General features: G+C 49.6%; 23 protein-coding genes and 1 other RNA gene. 3 read left to right on the plus strand and 21 right to left on the minus strand.

Annotation, left to right across the window (positions count from 1 at the left end):
• Positions 1-62: 62 nt before the first annotated feature.
• The gene (locus AADZ70_RS11480; RefSeq protein ID WP_342007061.1) at positions 63-863 is read left to right on the plus strand and encodes a zinc-dependent metalloprotease; all 801 of its coding nucleotides are present in this window, start codon (positions 63-65) and stop codon (positions 861-863) included.
• Positions 864-896: 33 nt separating this feature from the next.
• Here the strand turns inward: AADZ70_RS11480 and AADZ70_RS11485 are convergent, their stop codons facing one another.
• The 6 genes from AADZ70_RS11485 to csoR all read right to left on the minus strand — a co-directional run bounded on the left by AADZ70_RS11485 (position 897) and on the right by csoR (position 7,455).
• On the minus strand, positions 897-1,316 hold the full coding sequence (locus AADZ70_RS11485) for a disulfide oxidoreductase (protein ID WP_013353605.1): 420 nt from the start codon (positions 1,314-1,316) through the stop codon (positions 897-899).
• Positions 1,306-1,977: a DsbA family protein gene (locus AADZ70_RS11490; RefSeq protein ID WP_049627366.1), complete on the minus strand. Its 672-nt coding sequence runs from the start codon at positions 1,975-1,977 to the stop codon at positions 1,306-1,308. Before AADZ70_RS11490 ends, AADZ70_RS11485 begins: the two co-directional genes overlap by 11 nt.
• 117 nt (positions 1,978-2,094) lie before the next feature.
• The gene (locus AADZ70_RS11495; protein ID WP_342007062.1) at positions 2,095-4,206 is read right to left on the minus strand and encodes a heavy metal translocating P-type ATPase; all 2,112 of its coding nucleotides are present in this window, start codon (positions 4,204-4,206) and stop codon (positions 2,095-2,097) included.
• 149 nt (positions 4,207-4,355) lie between these two features.
• Positions 4,356-6,785, minus strand: coding sequence for a heavy metal translocating P-type ATPase (locus tag AADZ70_RS11500; RefSeq protein ID WP_342007063.1), 2,430 nt, complete (start codon positions 6,783-6,785; stop codon positions 4,356-4,358).
• An 83-nt stretch (positions 6,786-6,868) separates the two neighbouring features.
• Complete coding sequence (copZ, locus tag AADZ70_RS11505; RefSeq protein ID WP_230014598.1) at positions 6,869-7,075, minus strand: copper chaperone CopZ; 207 nt, start codon at positions 7,073-7,075, stop codon at positions 6,869-6,871.
• Positions 7,076-7,149: 74 nt separating this feature from the next.
• A complete protein-coding gene (gene csoR / locus AADZ70_RS11510; RefSeq protein WP_013353610.1) occupies positions 7,150-7,455 on the minus strand; it encodes a copper-sensing transcriptional repressor CsoR in 306 nt (101 codons plus the stop codon).
• 136 nt (positions 7,456-7,591) lie between these two features.
• Here csoR and AADZ70_RS11515 point away from each other — a divergent pair, with 136 nt between their 5' ends.
• Entirely contained in the window at positions 7,592-8,632 is a 1,041-nt protein-coding gene (locus AADZ70_RS11515; protein WP_342007064.1) for an oxidoreductase, read from the plus strand.
• 44 nt (positions 8,633-8,676) lie between these two features.
• Here AADZ70_RS11515 and azoRB read toward each other — a convergent pair whose 3' ends face one another.
• The 10 genes from azoRB to AADZ70_RS11565 form a co-directional block, all read right to left on the minus strand.
• On the minus strand, positions 8,677-9,312 hold the full coding sequence (gene azoRB, locus AADZ70_RS11520) for an FMN-dependent NADH-azoreductase AzoRB (RefSeq protein ID WP_003151719.1): 636 nt from the start codon (positions 9,310-9,312) through the stop codon (positions 8,677-8,679).
• 194 nt (positions 9,313-9,506) lie between these two features.
• Entirely contained in the window at positions 9,507-10,835 is a 1,329-nt protein-coding gene (locus tag AADZ70_RS11525) for an LLM class flavin-dependent oxidoreductase (RefSeq protein ID WP_342007065.1), read from the minus strand.
• Positions 10,832-11,119, minus strand: coding sequence for a glutaredoxin family protein (locus tag AADZ70_RS11530; RefSeq protein ID WP_045925956.1), 288 nt, complete (start codon positions 11,117-11,119; stop codon positions 10,832-10,834). The genes AADZ70_RS11525 and AADZ70_RS11530 overlap by 4 nt, the downstream gene beginning before the upstream one ends.
• Before the next feature lie 2 nt (positions 11,120-11,121).
• Entirely contained in the window at positions 11,122-12,138 is a 1,017-nt protein-coding gene (locus AADZ70_RS11535; protein WP_045925955.1) for an LLM class flavin-dependent oxidoreductase, read from the minus strand.
• Positions 12,135-12,914 (minus strand): amino acid ABC transporter ATP-binding protein, encoded by a 780-nt coding sequence (locus AADZ70_RS11540; protein ID WP_342007066.1) that lies wholly within the window; start codon positions 12,912-12,914, stop codon positions 12,135-12,137. The genes AADZ70_RS11535 and AADZ70_RS11540 overlap by 4 nt, the downstream gene beginning before the upstream one ends.
• Positions 12,911-13,618, minus strand: coding sequence for an amino acid ABC transporter permease (locus AADZ70_RS11545; protein ID WP_342007067.1), 708 nt, complete (start codon positions 13,616-13,618; stop codon positions 12,911-12,913). The genes AADZ70_RS11540 and AADZ70_RS11545 overlap by 4 nt, the downstream gene beginning before the upstream one ends.
• Positions 13,619-13,633: 15 nt before the next feature.
• Entirely contained in the window at positions 13,634-14,356 is a 723-nt protein-coding gene (locus AADZ70_RS11550; RefSeq protein WP_016937921.1) for an amino acid ABC transporter permease, read from the minus strand.
• A gap of 22 nt (positions 14,357-14,378) precedes the next feature.
• Positions 14,379-15,191: an amino acid ABC transporter substrate-binding protein gene (locus tag AADZ70_RS11555; RefSeq protein WP_095241331.1), complete on the minus strand. Its 813-nt coding sequence runs from the start codon at positions 15,189-15,191 to the stop codon at positions 14,379-14,381.
• Between the two features lie 25 nt (positions 15,192-15,216).
• Positions 15,217-16,026, minus strand: a complete 810-nt coding sequence (locus AADZ70_RS11560) for an amino acid ABC transporter substrate-binding protein (protein ID WP_064778616.1) — start codon at positions 16,024-16,026, stop codon at positions 15,217-15,219.
• Positions 16,026-16,565, minus strand: coding sequence for a GNAT family N-acetyltransferase (locus tag AADZ70_RS11565; RefSeq protein WP_342007068.1), 540 nt, complete (start codon positions 16,563-16,565; stop codon positions 16,026-16,028). The genes AADZ70_RS11560 and AADZ70_RS11565 overlap by 1 nt, the downstream gene beginning before the upstream one ends.
• 151 nt (positions 16,566-16,716) lie before the next feature.
• Between AADZ70_RS11565 and AADZ70_RS11570 the strand changes: the two genes are divergently transcribed.
• Entirely contained in the window at positions 16,717-17,607 is an 891-nt protein-coding gene (locus tag AADZ70_RS11570; RefSeq protein WP_342007069.1) for a LysR family transcriptional regulator, read from the plus strand.
• A 40-nt stretch (positions 17,608-17,647) separates the two neighbouring features.
• Here AADZ70_RS11570 and AADZ70_RS11575 read toward each other — a convergent pair whose 3' ends face one another.
• From AADZ70_RS11575 to rnr, 5 genes are all read right to left on the minus strand, one after another.
• Positions 17,648-18,442, minus strand: coding sequence for an SDR family oxidoreductase (locus AADZ70_RS11575; RefSeq protein WP_342007070.1), 795 nt, complete (start codon positions 18,440-18,442; stop codon positions 17,648-17,650).
• Between the two features lie 113 nt (positions 18,443-18,555).
• Positions 18,556-18,861: a barstar family protein gene (locus tag AADZ70_RS11580; RefSeq protein WP_264819158.1), complete on the minus strand. Its 306-nt coding sequence runs from the start codon at positions 18,859-18,861 to the stop codon at positions 18,556-18,558.
• A 75-nt stretch (positions 18,862-18,936) separates the two neighbouring features.
• Positions 18,937-19,299, minus strand: a transfer-messenger RNA (tmRNA) gene (ssrA, locus tag AADZ70_RS11585).
• A 167-nt stretch (positions 19,300-19,466) separates the two neighbouring features.
• Positions 19,467-19,937, minus strand: a complete 471-nt coding sequence (gene smpB, locus AADZ70_RS11590; protein WP_003151688.1) for an SsrA-binding protein — start codon at positions 19,935-19,937, stop codon at positions 19,467-19,469.
• A 139-nt stretch (positions 19,938-20,076) separates the two neighbouring features.
• Positions 20,077-22,410, minus strand: a complete 2,334-nt coding sequence (gene rnr / locus AADZ70_RS11595) for a ribonuclease R (RefSeq protein ID WP_342007071.1) — start codon at positions 22,408-22,410, stop codon at positions 20,077-20,079.
• Positions 22,411-22,419 lie beyond the last annotated feature (9 nt).

The following is a 22,419-nucleotide window of genomic DNA, read 5'->3' on the forward strand; positions in this document are numbered from 1 at the left end:
TTAGGAGGTTTATTGGAAGTTACATTGAATACCTTCTCTTAACAAAAAAGGGGGGTTATAAGATGAAAATCAGTTCACTTGTTTTTCCAGTTTTACTGGCCGCCGGATTAATTCCTGGCCTGCCGTCAGCCGAAAGCCATACGCATTCGCACACTCATGCGGAGCCGGCCAAAACGGTGTATACGGACCCGCTTCCGAAAGCCGATCATTTTAAAGATCTGAAAGGCCCGGTTCAGATTGAACAGACGGTTGATACAAAAATTCTGGATGAAAACGGTAAGCAGGTCGGCACGAAACGATTCGACGCCAATGTCAATCAGGATAAAGCCTCAACTAAAGCCAGCACGGGCTCTCAGAAGGTCAGAGTACTGGCGGTGGCGGACGCTGAATACCGCGCCAAATACAGCGACTGGCAAACGCGGATCGTCCAGATCGTGGAGCAGGCTGATGTCGCCTTCAACCGTGATCATAACATTGATTTTGTCGTACAGGCCGTGCAAGCCTGGAATTCCTCCGGCTCAAACAGTTCTCAGATTTTATCGAATCTCCAAAGCAGCTTCAGAAATCAAAATTATCATTTTGTCGTCGGTTTTACCGCAAAATCGAGTTTTGACGCCGGCGGTATCGCGTATGTATATAACGGCAAACCGAGCGGCCCGGCTTTCAGCGTGAACCTAGATCAAGGAACGGCCAACACGGCGAAAGCGGCCCAGCACGAGTTTTCCCATAATTTCGGACTTCAGCATGACGCCCAAGGCAGCGGCATCCGCTGCGTCATGAATTATGATTATGCCTATTCCGTAGATATTTGGGACAGTTCCCATAACAGACAGATTGAGACAAACAAAGCTTGGTACAGATAATAGAAAAAGAGCCGCTCCCATGGAGCAGGCTCTTTATTTTGCCGTGCGTTCCGCTTTGACAAAACACATGCAGACAATAATGAGAATAAATGCCGTCAATGCTAAGAATGGAATGGTAATAAAACCGAACCAGTTAATATATTCAGATGAGCAAGGCACGCCGTAGACGCATGGCTTGATGCCGCTGAAACCGGGCACCTTCTGCTCAAGGTAATGCATGATCGATATAAACGCACCGATGACGGCCATCGGGAGCACATATTTTTTCACGCGCGTGTCACCCTGAAAGGTGGCGATTCCTAAAATCAGGACAAGCGGGTACATGAGAATTCTTTGATACCAGCACAGCTCGCACGGTATGAATTTTCTGATCTCGCTGAAATATAGGCTGCCGAGCATGGCAACAAGAGCTATTACCCAAGAAGCATATAAAAATACGATTCTATTTTTCATTTTTCAGCTCTTTCTTAATCGTTTTTGAAATCTCCTCATAATTAGCGAAGTCTTTAATCACTTTGTCATTTACGTAAATCGTCGGTGTCGCCGTGATATTTAATTTATCATTCAGGTCAGTGTCAGCTTTCAGCTCTGTTGCGAAGGTTTCTTTATCAAGGTTTTCCTTCAGCTTGTCAGGATCAACCTTTTTCGCGGTGCTTTTGACCGTCTTTTCAAGCAATGCAGGCGTGACCCATTCCTGTTCGCTTGACGGCTGCTCTTCAAACAGCTTTTCATGGAAAGCCCAGAATGATGCCGGGTCTTCCTTCCACACCTCTTCTGAGGCAAGTGCCGCCAGACGCGAGCCGGTTCCGTGGAACATGACGTTCACAAATGAAAATTTCACGTCGCCTTTATCGATAAAATCTTTTTTGATTTTCGGAAAGATATCGCTGTTAAATACTTTGCATGACGGACATTTGTAATCTCCGAATTCAACTACCGTCACAGGCGCGCTCTCTTTGCCGAGCACGGGCTGTCCTTTAATGGAAGGCTGTTCGGCGGCTGTTTCGCCCGCTTTTTCCGTTTGGTTGTTAATAATTACGATGGCCGCAAATAAAACGACAACGATTAACGTCAGAATCACCGCAAATTTCGCAGACGATTGTTTCTTTTTCACTCAGACACCTCATTGTTTTTAAAATAAAAAAGAAGCGGATGCCGGATGGCCCGCTTCTCTATTTTACCAAGACAACCTTGTTTAAGAAAACCCTGAAAAACGAATTATCTTTGACAATTATTCCGCTTTCACTCTCATGACGCGCATCGCGTTGGCAACGGCGATCAGCGTGACGCCTACATCTGAAAAGACCGCTTCCCACATGGTGGCGAATCCGAATGCGCCAAGCAGGAGAAAAATGATTTTCACGCCTAAAGCAAATCCAATGTTCTGCCAGACGATCCGGCGTGTGCGGCGTGCAATCCGGATGGCTTCGGCTGCTTTTGACGGCTGGTCTGTCATCAGGACGACATCGGCCGCTTCTACGGCGGCATCAGAACCGAGAGCCCCCATGGCAGCTCCGATGTCAGCTCTGGCAAGCACAGGCGTATCGTTAATCCCGTCACCGACAAACATCAGTTTTTCATTCGGTGCAAGCGCCGCTTCGAGTTCTTCGACTCGGTCTACTTTGTCACCCGGCAGCAGTTCTGTATACACGTCATCAATACCGAGCTCGCGGCCGACCGCTTCACCGGTCTGCTTTGAATCACCCGTCAGCATTACTGTCCGTTTGACGCCGAGCGCTTTTAAACGGGCAATGGCCTGTTTGGCGTCCTCTTTGATTTCGTCGGCGATCACGATCGCCCCCGCATACTGCTGATCAACGGCAACGTAAACGACGGTTCCGTTGTTTTCAGCTGTGCCGGAAGCGATTTGTTCTTTTGCCATCAGTTTTTGATTTCCGGCCAAAATCGTTGAACCGCCAGTTTTCACCCGAATGCCGTGTCCGGGTATTTCTTCATATTCTTCAATTTCCTCAGCCGCGAGCGGTTGATTGTAAGCCTCGCGGATGGATGAAGCAATCGGATGATTGGAATGGACTTCGGCAAGCGCAGCCGCATGAAGCAGGCTGTCTTGTGTAAATCCTGCCGCCGGTTTGATATCAGTAACGGCGAAATTGCCTTTCGTTAAGGTTCCCGTTTTATCAAACACGGCGTATGCCACCTGATTGAGCGCTTCTAAATAGTTGCTGCCTTTCACGAGCACCCCTGCTTTAGACGCGGCTCCGATACCGCCGAAAAACCCGAGCGGAATGGAGACGACAAGTGCGCACGGACAAGAAATCACAAGGAAAATCAGCGCCCGGTACACCCAGTCGGACAGCGCGGCTGACGGCACGAAAAGCGGCGGTAAAAAGGCGAGAAGCACCGCAACAATGACAACGGCCGGTGTATAGTACTTGGCAAACTTCGTAATAAAGTTTTCCGTTTTCGCTTTGCGTCCGGCCGCATTTTCGACCAGATCCAATATTTTTGATACGGCGGAGTCTTCATATCCTTTAGAGGTTTCAATATGAAGCACGCCGTTCTGGTTCATAAATCCGGCCATCACATCTTGCCCCGGCTCCGCTTTTCTCGGCACGGATTCGCCCGTTAAAGCGGATGTATCAACCATCGATGAGCCGTTCAGCACCTTTCCGTCCAGCGGAATCCGTTCTCCGGGATTCACGACGATGACCTGTCCGACTTTAACGTCCTGCGGCGGAACGGCAGCCATGCCGTTTTCCGTTTTCACATTGGCGTACTCAGGACGGATGTCCAATAACGCGCTGATCGATTTTCTGGATCGGCTGACGGCCGCCCCCTGAAACAATTCACCGATTTGGTAGAACAGCATGACCGCGACGCCTTCCGGATACTGATGAATGATAAATGCGCCGATTGTCGCAAGCGCCATCAGAAAATGCTCATCAAATACCTGGCCGCGGACAATATTTTTTCCCGCTCTGGCTACGATATCGCCGCCGATGATCAAATACGAAGCAAAAAAGAGCAGAAACTCAAGGACGGCGCCTGTGTGCGCGAAATAAGCGATGACGGCCAAAACGGCGCCCGCCGCCAATCTCACTAACATCAGCTGCAGCTTTTTGCGGTATTCATCCTCTCCGGGTTTGTCCTCATGCTTCGAACGGACGGTCACATGAGGATCAATGGACTTTACTTTTTTTGCGACTTCGTCTTTCATCCATTGCTCATCTTTGCCCCCGGCCGAAACCGTGATGGTGCTTGCCGCAAAATTGACAGCACAGCCGTCGATGCCGTCAATGGCTTTTACGCCGTTTTCTATTTTTTTTGCACAGTTGCTGCAATCAAGTCCGTCTAACACAAATTCACCTTTTGCCGCTTTCATTTTCGACTCACCCTACTTTCCGTAATAGGATTCCCATAATATCAATGCAGCTAAACGAAATTATATATATGAGCATATGTTCATATAGTTGTTTTCTATATTATATGCAAGTTTTGGATAAAGTGTCAATAAAAAAGACAAAACCGGCATCAGCCGATTTTGTCTTTTTTCACCTTCTGTAAACGCAAAGCATTAAGGACGACCGATACCGAGCTGAACGCCATGGCGGCGCCTGCCACCCACGGAGCCAGAAAGCCGGCTGCCGCAATCGGAATGCCTATGGTGTTGTAGCCCAATGCCCATCCTAAATTCTGCTTGATGTTTCTCATAGTCAGCCTGCTCATGCCGATGGCGTCGGCAATGCCGTTCAGGTCTCCGCGAATCAGCGTAATGTCCGCTGCTTCCATTGCGATATCGGTGCCGGTGCCGATGGCCATCCCGATATCGGCCACAGCCAGCGCCGGAGCATCATTGATGCCGTCGCCGACCATTGCCACGCGCCGGCCTTCTTTTTGCAGCCGGGAAATCTCCGCTGCCTTTTGTTCGGGAAGCACTTCGGCAATCACACTGCTGATGCCTGCGGCTTTAGCAATGGCTTCCGCCGTCTTTTGGTTGTCACCGGTCATCATGATGACGTCAAGGCCCATATCCTTCAGGCGTTTCACCGCAGCCTGAGATGTTTCTTTGATCGTATCGGCGACTGCGATAAGCCCCGCCGCTTTGCCGTCTGCCGCAATAAGCATCACCGTTTTTCCTTCCGCCTCCAAGCGGGTCATGTGCGGAAGCAATGCACTATGCTCAATGTGTTCCGATTCCATCAGCCGTCTTGATCCGGCAAGAATCGTTCTCCCGTCAGCCTCTGCATAGATTCCGGAACCGATCCGGGCTTGGAAACGGGTTAGTTTCGGAATGGAAACCCCCCGTTTTTCGGCTCCTGAAACGATGGCTTCTCCAAGCGGGTGCTCCGATCCCGCTTCAGCGGCAGCCGCCAGCCGGAGGAGTTCCTCTTCGTTCATTCCCGCTGCCGGTACGGCGTCTGTCAGCACCGGTCTGCCGTTTGTCACCGTTCCGGTTTTATCCAGTACGATTGTCGTCAGACGCTGTGTCTTTTCTAAATGCTCTCCGCCTTTAAAGAGAATGCCGAATTCAGCTGCACGGCCGGAGCCCGCCATAATGCTCGTCGGAGTGGCGAGCCCGAGTGCGCACGGACAGGCAATGACAAGCACGGCGATGAATTTGCCGATCGCTTCAGAAAACTGTCCCGGAGATACCCATACATACCAAATGAGAAAAGTCACCACGGCCAATCCCAGCACAATCGGGACGAAAATGCCTGAAATGTGATCCGCGAGACGCTGAATGGGCGCTTTTGATCCTTGGGCTTCTTCCACGATTTTAATAATGTGTGCAAGCGCGGTATCTTTCCCGACATTCACCGCTCTGATTTTGAGAAAGCCGTTTGCATTGATCGTCGCCCCGGTGACGGTGCTCCCCGGAGACTTATCTGCAGGCATGCTTTCTCCCGTAATCATCGATTCATCAATCGCGGAATGGCCTTCAATCACTTCGCCATCGACAGGAACGCGTTCTCCCGGTTTCACATATACGATGTCCCCCGTCCGGACCTCGTCAATCGGAATCACCTGTACCTTCCCTTCCCGCTCAACCGCCGCCGTCTTCGCCTGAAGCTTCATTAACTTTTTAATCGCTTCTGATGAGCGGCCTTTTGCTTTCATCTCTAAAAGCTTTCCAAGCAAAATCAAAGTCAGCAAAATGGCGCTCGTTTCATAATAAAGCCCCTCGGCATGGCCGTTTCGCCCGAGAGACGCAATCGTCATGTACAGGCTGTACGCGTAAGCGGCCGTCGTTCCGAGGGCAACGAGAACATCCATATTGGCGCTTTTATTTCTAAGCGCCTTGTACGCTCCCGTATAAAAAGGCCAGCCGATGACGAGCTGCACCGGGGTGGCAAGCGCGAATTGCAGCCACGGATTCATCAGGATATCCGGCATCCAGATAAAAGAAGTAAAAGAAAAATGGCTGACCATCGACCATAGAAGCGGAAAGGAGAGAACGGCAGAAAATATCAGCCTGATCAGCTGTTTACGCTGTTCTTTTTCCTTTTGAGATAATCCGCCGTCTTGGCCGTCCGCTTCCTTATCTTCTAACCGGTAGCCGAGTTTTGCCACGGTCTCTTTCAGTTCTTTCGGTGCCACTTCTTTAGGGTTGTATTCAACGGAGACCGTTTCAAGGGCGAAATTCACCGGCGCGCCCACAACGCCCTCTATTTTGTTCAGGCGCTTTTCAATCCGATTGGCGCAGGCGGCACACGTCATGCCTTCAATCTGAAAATCGGCTTTTTCCGTCACGACGTGATAGCCGAGTTTTTCAATCTTATCCTTTATGGCGCCAGCTTCGATTTTGTCAGGCTGATAGGAAATATTTGAGGTCTCAAGCGCAAGATTGACGGAAGCGTCATTGACGCCGTCCATCCGTTTCAGTCCTTTTTCAATTCTTGAAGCGCAGGCGGCGCATGTCATGCCTCCCACTTGAATAGTCATTTCTTTTGGTTCACTCAATGCCCTCACCTCTTCTCACAAACCCCCAGGGGGTATCATTTTCATAAAAGAAAACCGCGCCCGTTCCCGAAGCGCGATAAACCTTATACGACGTCATAACCTTGATCTTCAATCGCGTCTTTTATATCTGATACGGAGACTTTGTTCTTATCAAACGTCACATCCACCTGTCCGGCTTCCAATTTCACCTGAACCGCCGTCACTCCGTTCAGTTCTCCTACTCCGGTCTCTACTGCTTTGACGCAGTGCTGACAGGACATGCCTTCGACTTGCAGTGTTTTTTGTTCCATGATGATTCCCTCCACGTCTTGTTTTTTCTTCTTCATGTTACCATACCCCTGTAGGGTATTTCAAAACATTTTATTTATGATTTCGCGATTTTTTTCACGACATCCAGCAGCTCGGCAATCGCCTGCTCCCCGTTTCCGCTCTCAATGGCGCCGGCTACGCAGTGATGGGCGTGATCTTCCAGCAGATGAAATGCGACTTTCTGCATGGCCGCCTGAACGGCTGAAATCTGCACGAGAATATCCACGCAATATCGTTCGTTTTCCACCATGTTCTGAATGCCCCTGACTTGGCCTTCAATCCGTTTCAGCCGGTTCAGAATCTGGTCTTTTTCCTTGGCGCTTTTATGATTTAACGATTGATGTTCGGTATGTTTGTCCATTTTCCACCTCGTTTTTTCTTCGTTATCTTCATTATACAGACTTGAAAAACCGGTGTAAAAAATTTTCAACACACAAGTTTTACCAGTACACCCGCGGGGTATATATTGTTATCACATATCAAGAGGGGGAAGTTCATTGAAAACGATACAGGTTGGCCTATTGGGATATGGTCTGTCGGGGAAAGTCTTTCATGCGCCGCTTTTGGACGTCCTTGATGATTATCAGATCAAAAAAGTCATGACCTCCAGAACGGATGAGGTCAAACGTGATCTGCCGGGGGCTGAAGCCGTGCGCACGATTGAAGACATCACCGGAGACCCTGATATTGATCTCGTCATCGTTACGACACCGAGCGGAATGCATTATGAATCAGCGATGAAATGTCTCCTTGCGGGGAAACACACCGTCGTGGAAAAGCCGATGACGGCGACTTCAGCAGAAGCGGAGGAGCTGAGAAGAACGGCTGAAAATAAAGGCGTCTTGCTGAGCGTGTATCACAACCGGCGCTGGGACAATGACTTTTTAACGATTCAAAAGCTGATTCGGGACGGGGCGCTTCAAGACATTCATACATATCAGGTCAACTACGATCTATACAACCCAGTTGTACAAGAAAGATGGCGCGAAAAAAACGGACCCGCCACGGGAACGCTGTATGATCTCGGTTCACATATTATTGACCAGACACTCCTGCTGTTCGGAATGCCGGAATCCGTCACCGCACATGTGATGAAACAGCGGGACAACAGTGAAACGGCCGATTGGTTTCTGGCCGCCCTCCATTACGGCAAGCTTCAGGTTATTCTTCAATCCGGCTCCATGAATGCGGCAAGCGGCCCGCGCTATCAGATTCACGGACGGAATGCAAGCTTTATCAAATACGGAAAGGACGGACAGGAAGCTGCGCTTTCAGCCGGCCAAAAGCCGATTGACGAGAACTGGGGCGCCGATGACCCTGACAGCTTCGGTGAGCTGACAACTGCAGCGGATGAGAAAAGACATACAGAAACAATCCCCTCTGAGAACGGATCTTACCTTACGTACTACAAACGGCTGGCAGACAGCATCTTAAACGGAAAACGGCTTCCTGTTACGGCGGAAGAAGGCATCGATGTCATCCGTGTCATTGAAGCGGTGATGAAAAGCAGCGAACAAAAACGGACGATCGCCCTTTAATATGAAAAACCTCCCAGCCGTACGGCGGGGAGGTTTTTTTAAGATCAGAATGATTTTCCGGCTTCTTTCGCGCGGGCAATCGCATCTTCTTTAATTTGCTGTGCTTTATTCGGTTCAGCATTATGGCCTTCAACGATTAATCCGTCGAAAGAAGGAACGCCGAAGAAGTTCATCATGATGCCGATGTAACGGTGGCCCATTTCCATGTCAGCCGCCGGTCCTTCAGAGTAATAGCCTCCGCGCGCCTGAATGTGGAGCGCTTTTTTGTCTGTCAACAGACCGATCGGGCCTTGTTCTGTATATTTGAATGATTTTCCGGCTACAGCTACAGAATCAAGGTACGCTTTCATAACAGGCGGGAATGAGAAGTTCCAAAGCGGTGTAACGAATACGTATTTGTCAGCAGATGCGAATTGATCGCTCAGCTCGTTCAGACGGCCGACTTTCGCTTTTTCATTTTCAGAAAGCTCTTCAAAACCTGTGCCGGATTGAAGTTTTCCCCAGCCGCTGAATACATCCGCGTCGATATGAGGAATGTTTTCTTTGTAAAGGTCGATATGTACAACCTCATCATTCGGGTTTGATTCTTTATAAGAATCGATAAACGCTTTTCCTGTCGCCATGCTGTAAGATGTCTTTTCATCATGAGGATGAGCAGTGATATAAAGTACTTTTGCCATTGTAAACAGCCCTTTCGTTTTCAGATTACACACATATTTATTATGAAATATGAATGTTTTTTTATACTGATCAGTTCTGTAATAATTATAGTTACAAAAAAATCTTTTAGCAACAATAATATCTCGAAATCAGTATATTTTTTTTGAAATGCTTTAATGACGGGGGTTGGAAGCAGCAGAAAAAGCAGAAACATTTAGTTTCTGCTCAAAATCGGATTTGGTTTGCAGACCGGAATATCCAATCCGAGATTCCCCCGCAGTGTATCCGCCGGATAGCTTTTTCGGTACAGCCCCTTTTCCTGAAGGATCGGTATGACATGATCCACAAAGGCTTCAAGCATGCCCGGGATGTCAGAGTGAATGATAAACCCGTCCGCCGCTTCCCGCTGAAACCATGTTTCAATTAATGATGCCACACGTTCCGGTGTCCCGATAAAGTTGGTTCGCGGAAACGCGGCTTCGCGCGCCACTTGACGCAGCGTAAGATTCCGGGCTTTCGCCTCTCTTTTGATACGGTCTGTCGTGCTTTGAAACGCGTTTTTTCCGACGTCGCCCAAATCAGGAAACGGCTCATCCAATGGAAACCGGCTCAGATCATAATCGTCAAAAAATCTGGCCACATATTTAACGGCGTTCTCTATCGGAATCAGCTCGGCGAATTCTTGGTATTTCGCTTCCGCTTCTTCTTGTGATCCGGCTATAATCGGACTGATTCCCGGAAAGATCCGCAGTTTGGAAGCGTCCCGGCCGTAATCCGCCGCCCGCTTCTTCACATCATCATAAAAAGCTTTCGTTTCCTCAAGTGAATTGGAGTGCGTAAAGACTGCATCGGCATTCCGCGCGGCAAACGACCGGCCGGTTTCTGAAGACCCCGCTTGGAAAACGACCGGCTCTCCCTGTTTGGACCGGCCGATATTCAGCGGGCCCTCCACTTGAAAATACTCGCCTTTGTGATACAGACGATGCAGTTTGTCAGGATCAAAAAACTGTCCGGTTTCTTTGTTGCGGACGAAGGCATCTTCTTCCCAGGAATTCCACAGACCGCGCACCACGTCCACATGTTCTTGGGCGATGGCGTAACGCCGGCTGTGGTCGGGAAGGCTTTCCTTGCTGTGATTGCGCGCAGCCCCCGCCTGCGGAGAAGTGACGAGATTCCAGCCCGCCCGGCCGCCGCTGATATGGTCAAGAGACATGAGCTGTCTTGCGATGGTGAACGGCTCAGTGAACGATGTGGAAAATGTGCCGATTAAACCAAGATGGGTTGTAGAAGCGGTAAGCGCCGATAAAATGGTGATCGGCTCAAACCGATTTAAGAAATGCGGGATGGACTTTTCAGAAATGAACAAACCGTCCGCAATAAAAGCAAAGCTGAACAGCCCTCTTTCAGCGGTCTGCGCTTTTTGCCTGTAAAACGCCGCATTCGTGCTTGCTGACGGATCGACGTCGGGATGACGCCACCCGTCCGTTGTACCGCCGACACCGTGAATCATGGCTCCGAATTGAATAAGATCCGTCCGGCTCATTTTCTCTCCCCCTTTTTTCCCTCGTAATCGGCAAGCGCCCGTTCTACGTGTTCAATGCCGACTTGAGTAACGGCCTGATACACCCGCCTGTCACCGCTGCCGATTTCAACGACGGGGACATGGCGGATGCCGTACTTCGTGTGAAGCACATCACGCAATTCATCCCGCTCCGTCACATCAATTGTTTCGTACGCAATGGCCTTTTCCCGCAAATATCCTTTCACTTCCTCGCAATACGCACAGCCCTTTTTGCTCCAAACCACTACATTTGCTTCATGACTCATGTTCATCCCTCCTGTAATTGTGCGGCCGGCTGCACCGCTTCGCTTAACAGCCGATAAGACAGCCGTTTTTCTTCAGCGTTTTTGATAGGCGACAAAATCACAAAATCGGTAATGCTGTATTGAACGGATAATCGTCGCAGCTCGGCGGCGGTCTCTTCTTTTGTCCCGGCAATCACACCCGTCTTTTGTGTGATCAGCTTATATGGCTGCGTGACTTGTTCAAGAAACGCTTCCGCTTGTTTTCGGGAAGCCACATTCACCTTTTTGCCGTCTTCGAGAATGATTTTGACCGACTCACGCGATACGACGTGTTTTTGCGCTTCCGCTTTTGTATGTGCGGTAAAGACCATCGGCGCAAGGTGGAATTCGGCTTTTGCCCCTTTCGGCAGATGTTCGTCAAAGGCTTGGCGCGCTTTTTCTAACGCAGCGTCTTCACCGTTTATGAAATAGGCGAAAACGAAAGAAATGCCGAGTTTGGCCGCTGTGATCGCGCTTTCTGTGCTGCCGCCGAGCAAAAAGATGTCAGGCGCATACTCAGTATGCGGAGCCGGCCGCAATGACGCGTAGCGGTGTGAGTCCGGAAAATCATTGCGGATGAAATGAGTCAGCTCCTCAAGCTTTTCTTCAAATAAACGAGCGGGCTGAATAAGCTCGCGCTGCAGCGCATCGGTTGACAGCTGAAATCCGCCGGGCGCTTTGCCGACACCGAGCGCTATACGGCCGGGGGCAAGGGCGGATAAAACCCGGAACTGCTCCGCCACTTTATAAGGGCTGTAATGCTGCAGCATCACCCCGCCGGATGCGAGGCGGATTTTTTTCGTACTGGCGGCCAGATATCCCAGGACAATTTCCGGTGCTGATCCCGCTATCTCTTCATTATTATGATGCTCCGCCGCCCAGAAACGGTCATATCCGTATTGTTCGGCCTCTTGAGCCAATCTCACCGTTTGCCGCAAAGCTTCTTCTGCGGTTTGGTTTTCCGCGGTGACACTTTGGTCTAAAATGCTTAAACGAATCATACGACAGGCTCCTTTATGTGTTCTTTTATGTCATAACCGTAATCAGGAAGAACGCGGCGGAGGAACTTCTTCGTTCTTTCTTTTTTCGTCTTGTAAAAGACCTCTTCAGGCGTTCCTTGTTCCACGATTGCGCCTTCATCCATAAACACAATTTGGTCGGACACTCTTCTGGCGAATTCCATTTCATGAGTAACAATGATCATGGTGGCGCCGGTCTGCACAATGTTAAGCATCACCTCAAGCACCTCGCCGACAAGCTCCGGATCGAGGGCTGCAGTCGGTTCATCAAACAGCATCACATCAGGATGAATGGCAAGTGCCCTGGCAATTCCGACCCGCTGCTTTTGGCCTCCCGACAGCTGATTCGGATAGGCGTGCAATTTGTCCTGAAGCCCCACCTTGGCCAGTTCCCGCTCCGCAATGGCGTACGCATCTGTTTTTTTCATTTTCCTTGCGACCGTCAGGCCTTCCATGACATTTTGAATCGCCGTTTTATGCGAAAACAAATGATATTGCTGAAAAACCATCGCCGTCTGTTTCCTCAGTCTGAGAATGTCTTTTTTGGCCGGCTTTTTGCAGTTAATGACTTCACCATGTACGGAAATGGCGCCCTCATCCGGCCGCTCAAGTAAATTAAGGCAGCGCAGAAACGTTGTTTTCCCCGAGCCGCTCGGACCGATGATGGTCACGACTTCCCCTTTCCGGACACTTAAATTGATCCCTTTTAGCACGTGATGACTGCCAAAGTGTTTCTGAATGTTTCGGATTTCGATCATACTGCGCCTCCTTGATATCTGGCCGCTCTTTTTTCCGCCAAAGTGTTTACGGCCTCGAGAATCAGCGTTAATCCCCAATAGATGACGGCCGCCCCGATAAATGCTTCCAAAAACGCATAGTTATCGGATGCCGCAATCGTCGCCGTTCCTGTAATTTCAGGCACTGCAACGATTGCCGCGATTGAAGTGGTATGCAAAAAACCGATGCCTATGTTGGTGAAATTCGGCAGTGATAGCATGAACGCCTGCGGCAGAATCACGCGCCGAATCATCTGGCCCCGTGTCAGGCCGATTGAATAAGCCGCTTCCGCCTGCCCCGTATCGACGGCCATGATCCCTGATCGGAGAATTTCCGTCATATAGGCGCCTGCCGTTAATGACAGTGCCATGATGACAAACACGGCGACCGGAATCTGATTGGCCGACCAGCCGAGATGAAAGGCGCGGCTGAAATGATCGGCAATCAGCGGAACGCCTAAATAAATCAGCATAATATGGAGAATCGCCGGGGTGCTTCGAAAAAAAGACACGTAAAACGCTGAGCAGGCAAGCAGCCATTTGATGCGGAATATACGCACCGTGATATTGCCGAGACCTATGAAAAATCCGGCAATAATCGGAATGACCGTCATTGCCAGTGTAAGCGGAACGGTTTTCATCATTTGTTTTATCGCAGTGCCGATAAACGGAATGTCCAGCTCCAATGTTCTCCCTCCTTTTCAGCTGTGCGCGCTCATATCAAAAACCGTCACAAGGCGCGTCTCATCTTTCTTGATTCGTTTTTCACACCATCTGAAGACACATTCAAATAAAAGGGCGGCTGCGTAATACAAAACAGAAAGCGAGATATACACTTCAAGAGAATGATTGCTCGATGTTATCAATGTCTGACCTCTGCCCGACATATCCATCACTCCGATTGAAAAAGCGAGTGACGTATCTTTTAAAAAACCGATCACCATATTCCCGATGTTGGGAAAAGCCTGCACGAGCGCCTGCGGCAGAATGATGCGCCGGAATGTCTGCACCCCGTTCAGCCCGATGCTGAACGCCGCCTCCGCCTGCCCGCGGTCAACGCTGTTCACACCTCCCCTGATGATTTCCGCCGCTCTTGCCGCACTGCTCAGCGCGTACGTGGCGATGGCCGCATACAAAGGGTCCATTTTGGAAGTGTCAATTCCGGCGAGCGCCGTGAGCGCCGGGATGCCGTAAAATACAATAAACAGCTGCACCATAATGGGCGTTCCTCTGAAAAAGGAGATATACAGCTTCGCGATCTGATTCAGCACGGGAATGCGATAGATCCGGGGCAGCGCCAAAAGCAGCCCCAATAGAAAGCCGAACAGCAAAGACACCGCCAATATATACAGCGTGACGGGCAAATACCCGAGCAATGTCGGCACAAAGGATGCGATCATACTGATATCAAACGCTTTTTCCATTGCCGATCCCTCTCTTTTTCACTTAATATTGCTCCTTTGAATAATCCGCGCCGAGCCACTTTTCACTCAGCTTTTTGAGCGTGCCGTCATCAATGATTTCCTTGAGCGCCTTATCAATGTCATCACTCAGCGTTTGCTCATTTTTGTTAAACATAAAGAACACCTTGGCATTTGACAGCACCCCGCCGACCGTTTTTTCTTTGACCGCGCTCGTTTTGTTTTGGAAATCGACAGCAAACGGCGTGGAAATCGTTGCATCGGCGCGGCCGGATTTCAGCTGGTTGGCCGCATCGTTGGAGCCTTGGCCCGCATAGGCGATTTCAAACGGACTGCCGTGTTTTTCATTCCATTTCTTCAGCACAAGCGCGCCGTTTGACGTCGGACTCGTAATGACACGCTTCCCTTTCAAATCCTCAATGCCGTGAATGTTCCCGTTCTCTTGGAGCACCGTGATTTTCAGCGGGAAGTTGTTATACGCGACTTGATTGAACAGAAATTTTTTCTCCCGTTCGGCGCTTTTCTCCATTTGATGAGCCACGATATCGACTTTATGCTGGCCGAGGCTGACAAGCAAATTGGAGAAATCCATCGTTTTAAAAGTGAAACGATAGTCCGGCAGGCGCCTGTCAAGCTCTTTCACCAGCTCAACATCATAGCCCGTCAATTTTCCTTTATCATCGATAAAGCAAATATTCGGAAATTGAGTTCCCGTGCCGACCGTGATGTTCTTCACATTTTTCTGATTGCCTGATGCCGCCTCCCCGCCAGCGCCGCAGGCTGATAACGCCGCCATTGCGGCAATTGTTAATGACATGACCGCCAGTTTTATTTTCATGTGATCGCCCCGTTTTCTGCTTCAATTATTTCGTGAAACTTGATTTTGAATAATCCGCGCCGAGCCATTTTTCACTCAGCCTTTTCAATGTACCGTCCTTCTCCAGCTTTTGAATCGCCCGATCCGTATCGTCCGCCAGGGTTTGGCTGTTTTTATTGAACATAAAATACACTTCTGTATCCAGCAGCACATCACCGACCGTCTTTTGTTTGAACGCGTGCGTCTTATTTTGAAAATCGACGGCAAACGGCGTAGATACGGTGGCGTCAGCGCGTCCTGTCTCAATTTGGTTCGCTGTATCATTGCTGCCCTGCCCGGCGTATTTCAAATGTATCGGGCTGCCGTGGGCTTTGTTATATGCCGTCATATAATCCGCCGCGTTTGACGTCGCGCCGACGATGACGGTTTTCCCTTTTAAGTCCCGGAGCGTGTGTATCGCGTCATTATCCGCCTTCACTGTGATGTACATCGGCGAGTAGTTATACGGGATTTTGTGATACAAAAAGCGTTTCTCCCGTTCCTTGTTTTTCGCCATATTGTGTGCGATCACGTCAATTTTCCGGTTTCCGAGACTTGTGAGCAGATTCGAAAAATCCATCGTCTTAAAGACAAATTTGTATTGCGGCAGCTGTTTATCAATGGCTTTCATCACTTCAATGTCATAGCCGGTCAGTTCGCCTTTTTCATCCATAAAAGCAATGTTTGGAAAATCAGTTCCCGTGCCGACGATGACGGTCTGCACGCCGCTCCCCGCTTTCGTGCTTTCTCCTTGTCCGCACCCGGCCAGTGCGCCGAGCAGCAGAAGCAGACAGCCGGCTCTGATCCGCTTTTTCATCATTGCGCCCAGCTCGGTGTGCCTAATAGCGACGCGTCAAACCGCTCCGGTATGAGCACCTTTCTCATCATGACCCCGATGTCTCCGTCTTTCTCCTGCTCAAAATACACTTCATAGCCCCTCCGTCTGTACATATCCAATAGCCAGGGATGCTTGCTCGCTGAGGTGCCGAGCGTGATGGCCGGGGCCTTCAGCGTATCCCGCAGCACGTGTTCCTCCACATAAGTCAAAAGTTTGCTGCCGATGCCCTGCCCCTTCAGCTCAGGAAGCGTCGCAAACCACCAGACAAACGGATATTTTGACGGAGGTGTGTCACTCTCCCACGGAAAACGGATCGTAATGGTTGAAAGAAGCCGTCCGTCCCGTTCCAGCACGACGGCTGAATGATTTTCAATATTTTCTGTTACCATGTCAATGTCGGCCCGCGCCGACGGCCAGTCAATCTCCAAATTGCGAATCGGCTGAAACGCGCTGTACAGCAGTTCTAAAAACTCGGGCGCATCCTTTTTCTCAGCCAATCGAAATATGTCTTCACTCATTCCGTTCACTCTCCCCGAAAATATATATAATTCCAATTTGTTTACTAAGCTTTAATTGTTTATACTATAAAGCAAACTGATTTATTTGACTAATCAAAAAAAATAAAGGAAAAGTTCAAGAAAATTAATGAACAGCCGGGAGGGGATTTCGTTGGAGTTACGCACCATTAAAACGTTTCATACCATCGTACAGTCAGGCAGCTTTTATAAGGCCGCCGAAATTCTGAACTATTCACAGCCGACGATTTCAATGCGGATTAAACAGCTGGAGCAGGATGTAGGCGCGCAGCTTTTTGAACGGGGAAAGAAGCTGAAACTGACAAGAGCGGGACGGCTGTTTCATGAGCGGGCCGGGCAGCTTCTCGCGCAATACGAGGTGCTTGACCATACTCTGGCCGATATCAGACAGGGCCAGGCCGGCCTTATTCAGATCGGCATATCCGAACCGACGGCAAGCCTGATCTTTCCTGCCGTGCTGCGGGGGTTTTTAGATGATTATCCTGACATGTCGGTCAATGTCAGCGTGGATGATGCCAATACATGCAGCCGCAAACTGTTGGAGGGCGCCATTGATTTTGCGGTATGCGGCGAGCCGGAGCTGATTTTGGAAAATTACTTCGATCCGTTTTTCCATGACTCGCTCAATGTCATCGTGTCCGACAGACATCCCCTTGCAGCCAAAACAAGTATCAATCTCGAAGACTTAGAAAATGAATGCCTGATTTTCACGCCCGCCAACTGCCCGATCCGAATTCAAATTGAACAGCACCTGCAGCGGGCCATCGGCAGCCGCTATCGAAAAATGGAGCTGACCAGCAGCATGGCTCACCAATATTATGTCAGGGAAAATATCGGCGTCTCGATCTTTACGGCGACGGCGCACTCAGAGCCGATCGGAGGCACGAAGGTCATTCCGATCCGTAACTTAACGATTTCACCGCCGGTCGGGCTGTTGACAAACCAAAAAGAAGAGCATTTTGACTCCGCCACAAAAGATTTAATCAGCAGGATCATCAGCCGGTTTCAGCATGATCCGCATTAAAAAACCCCCGCCACTTTGCGGGGGTTTTTGTATATTCATCTTATATAATGCTCCGCACTAAGCCGCCGTCGATCCGCAAAGCAGATCCGTTAATGGCTGACGACAGCGGGCTGCTTAAAAAGGCGACAAAATGGGCGATCTCCTCCGGACGGATCAATCGCTGAATGATCGACGTCGGACGATTTTCCTTCATAAATCGTCTCTCCGCTTCAGCCACTGTCAGGTTTTCACCCGGATAAAGCGACTCCAGCATCGTTTCGACGCCCTCTGTTTTCGTGGAGCCCGGCATGACCGTATTCACCGTCACATTCGTCCCTTCCGTGAGCTCGGCCAGACTGCGTGACAGCGACAGCTGCGTCGTTTTCGTGGCGCTGTAATGGGCCATTTCCTGAGAAGGCATGACGGCCGCTTCACTCGCGATAAAAATCACCCGCCCTTCCTTCCGTTCAATCATCCGCTTTGCATACCGGCGTGTCAGCCGCACGCCGCTCATGATATTCACCTCGAAAAACCGGAGCCACTCCTCGTCAGGAATATCAAAATATTCCGCGGGTTCAAAGATTCCTAAATTGTTCACGAGAATATCCACATCAGGATACTGCTGAAAAATCTCGCCGCATCCTTCCGCCGTGCCTAAATCAAATGCGGCCGGATAGAGCCGGGCACCCGGCGTCTGTTTCTCTAGTTCCCGGATCGTTTCGTTCACCTTTTCTTCACGGCGGCCGTTAATGATCACCGCCGCGCCTTCTGCAATCAGCGAAGCCGCAATCGCCTTCCCGATGCCTGACGTAGATCCCGTCACAAGCGCCGTCTTCCCTTTCAACTGCAAATCCATCGTCCATTCCTCCTATCACAAGTCTCTTCTTATATATGGTCAGAAATCGAAAGCCTGAAACCTTCCGTCCCTATTATCGGATAGAAAAATGGATGAGGGGAAGTACGCACTTTTTAGTGCCTGTCGTTTGACCCGGCTGACGGCTGTTCGAGTTGAATGAAAAACTCACCATCTAATTCTGCCTCAGCCTTTTTTAATATCCTTAATACATCATCAGCATCCGAACCCAATGCCTTCTGACTGATCTCAAAATTCTTCCACACCAAAGTCAGCGGATATTCGATCCATCCTGTCAGGCAATCCCATAAGGCATTCAGATTTTCACCATAATAGTCCGGGAAATCTAATTGATCTTTTAAGGTTCGGTGTAATGCTTCTGTGCTTGTAATATCTTTTCCGTCTATGATGACGATTTCCATTCACATTCACTCCTTTATTTCGGCACGAAAAAACCGCAGTGCGGTCATGTGACGGCACTGCGGTTCTTATGTTATGTATGGAGACGGTGGGAGTCGAACCCACGTCCAGAAACATCGATTACTTAAGCGTCTACGAGCGTAGCCTGCATATTTCGTGTTTCACTCGTCTTCGTGCCTGCGGGCGGGCCTTCCGAGAGCTAGTCTGTCAGTCTCTTCTTACGTTCTCAGACGGGAACGTAAGCGTAGCCTACTTGGATGTGCTCTTCACGGACACATAGGCAATGTCAGGAAGAGCTCGCTGCGTTTATTAGGCAGCTAGTGCTAAGTTTTGGTTAAAACTTTTAGTTTTGCCAGTTATATTTAGGTGCGTGTTAACGAGATCGCCTCTCGGCTCGCAGCTCAAGCTCGATCCATCCCTGTCGAATCCGTAACGTCCCCTTGTTAAGGGTATACGGGAGATCTATCAAGCTCTTGCTCAACTGGCTGTACTGTTATTATATCATGATCACAGACAAATTCAATTGGGAATGTCTTCAATAAACAGCCTGTGAATCTGATGTGTGAACAGTATAGCATAGGGCAGTCATCACATCAAGGCTCAGGCATCAGAAGCCTTTTTGTCTGTCTCTGAACGCTCTTTCGATTTCTCTTTTGGCGTCTTTTCGTTTTAAATCTTCGCGTTTATCGTATGTTTTCTTCCCTTTTCCGAGGCCGATTAACACTTTGGCGAAGCCGTTTTTCAAGTACAGCTTCAGCGGCACGAGGGAATAGCCTTTCTCTTTCGTCAGGCCGATCAGCTTATTGATTTCTTTCCTGTGCATCAAAAGCTTTCTCGTCCGGAGCGGGTCGTGGTTATAGCGGTTTCCCTGCTCGTACGGGCTGATGTGCATATTGTGGAGGAACACTTCGCCGCGCTCGATTTTCGCAAAGGAATCCTTCATGTTTACGCGGCCGGCGCGGATGGACTTAATCTCCGTCCCCTGCAGCACGATGCCTGTTTCATAGGTTTCTTCTATAAAGTAATCATGGTTTGCTTTTTTGTTTTGTGATAATACTTTGCCTGATCCTTTTGGCATGCCTTATCCTCCTCTCTCCGCAAAAACCGTTCATGTGTGCGATACGCTTTATTTTAGCAAATGGAGCGTTCCGCGACAATGAAAATGCGGCTTGCGAAAGAAAGCAAACAGAGCATTTTGCCCCATTTGCTTTTCGCATTTACTTCTTCTTTTTGCGTTTTTGTTTCGGCGCGTTTTGGAAACCGCGTTTTTTCTTTTTCTTCTTCGGTTTTGTAAACCATTCCCCTTTTTCCTCCGATTTCGGCGGTGAAGCCGGGGTATTGCTGTTTAACACACGTTTCCGCGCCGGTCTGCCTCGTTTTCTGCGATCGCCTGTTGTTTCTCTCGGACGACGGGTGCCTTTCATGCCGACAATTTCAAAGTCGATGTTTCTCTCATCTTTATTGACGTCGACGACTTTGACCGTGATTTCGTCTCCGATCCGATAAACGTTGCCCGTGCGTTCGCCGATCATGGCGAAATGCTGCTCGTCAAAACGGTAATAATCATCCGTCATAAAGCTGACGTGCACAAGCCCTTCAATCGTATTCGGCAGCTCGACGAACATTCCGAAGTTTGTGACGGAACTGATCATGCCGTCAAATTCCTCGCCGATTTTATCAAGCATATATTCCGCTTTTTTCAGATCGTCCGTTTCCCGCTCTGCATCAACGGCGCGCCGTTCCATCGTTGACGTATGGTCAGCGATTTCCGGAAGGCGTTCGGCCCACTTTTCCTGAGTCGCTTCGTCCGATTGTCCGTTGATCAAATACGTTCTGATCAGTCTGTGAACGATTAAGTCAGGATAACGGCGGATCGGCGATGTGAAGTGCGTATAAAATTCAGTCGCCAGCCCGAAATGGCCCAAGCTTTGCGGATCGTATTTCGCCTGCTTCATGGAACGGAGCATGACGGTTGAAATCACCGTTTCTTCCGGACGGTCCCGCACTTCGTCAAGAATGCTTTGCAGCGCGCGCGGATGAATGTCTCCGGCTTTCCCTTTGACGATATAACCGAATGTGGTGACGAACTCCAGGAACTTTTGCAGTTTTTCGGCGTTCGGCTCTTCGTGAATCCGGTAAATAAACGGCACGTTCATCCAATGGAAGTGCTCGGCCACCGTTTCGTTTGCCACAAGCATGAATTCTTCAATCAGCTTTTCCGCTACTGAGCGCTCTCTGATGACGACGTCTTTTACGGCGCCTTCCTCATCGACGAGCACCTTCGCCTCTTTGAAATCAAAATCCACGGCGCCGCGGTCCATCCGTTTCGCCCGGAGAATTTCCGCCAGACGTTCCATGTCTTTGAACATCGGGACGAGCGGCCCATACCTTTCTTTCAGCTCGGCGTCGTCTTCTGTGAGAATCCGGTTGACATCTGAATAGGTCATTCTTTCCGTCGTTTTAATGACGCTTTGGAAGATCTCATGTTCTGTCACCTGTCCCTGCTGGTTGATTGTCATTTCGCAGGAAAGCGTCAGGCGGTCGACCTTCGGATTTAAAGAACAGATTCCGTTAGACAGTCTGTGCGGGATCATCGGAATGACCCGGTCAACCAAGTACACGCTTGTCCCTCTTTCCAGCGCTTCTTTGTCAATCGGGGAATTCTCCGTGACGTAATGGCTGACATCGGCAATATGGACGCCGAGCTTGTAGCTGCCGTTATCAAGCTTTGTTACAGTGACGGCGTCATCCAGATCCTTCGCATCCGCGCCGTCAATGGTGACAATGACCTGATCGCGGAGATCACGGCGGTCTTTGATGTCTTTTTCATCGATGGTATCCGGCGTGCTTGTTGCCTGCTCCATCGCTTCAGCCGGAAAATCTCCCGGCAGGCCGTGCTTATGGATGATTGATAAAATATCGATGCCCGGATCATTTTTATGGCCGAGTATTTCAACGATTTCTCCTTCGGCGTTCATTCTGCCTTCAGGGTAGCTTGTCAGTTTGACGACGACTTTATGGCCTTCCGCAGCGCCGTTATTGGCATGTTTCGGAATAAAAATATCACTCGTGATTTTCTTATCATCCGGGATGACAAAGCCGAAGCTTTTCGTTTCTGTGTATGTGCCCACGACGCGGTCGATGCTTCTTTCCAGGATGCGGATGACCGTGCCTTCCTGTCTCGATCCGCTTGACTGGGAATTGAGCCGGACCATGACGATATCGCCGTTCATAGCTGTATTCAGCTCATTCGGCGGAATAAACACATCGCTTAAAGAGGTATCCTCCGGCAATAGAAACGCGAATCCCTTTGCATGCGCGGAAATTTTTCCTTTTACTAAATTCATTTTTTCCGGAAGCCCGTAGCGGTTGCTTCTGGTGCGGACGATTTGTCCGGTCTCCTCGAGCGCCACCAGCGCTTTTACCAGTTCTTTAAATTCTTCGGCTTCCGTGATGTTCAGCATCTCCTCAAGTTCCTGAACGGTAAGGGGCTTGTACGCCTCTTCCTTCATAAACGCGAGAAGACGGTCCATAAACGCTTCTTTTTCCATTATCCGACC

It is taken from the genome of Bacillus sp. YBsi01, assembly GCF_038406745.1.
Classification (GTDB): Bacteria; Bacillota; Bacilli; order Bacillales; family Bacillaceae; genus Bacillus; species Bacillus siamensis.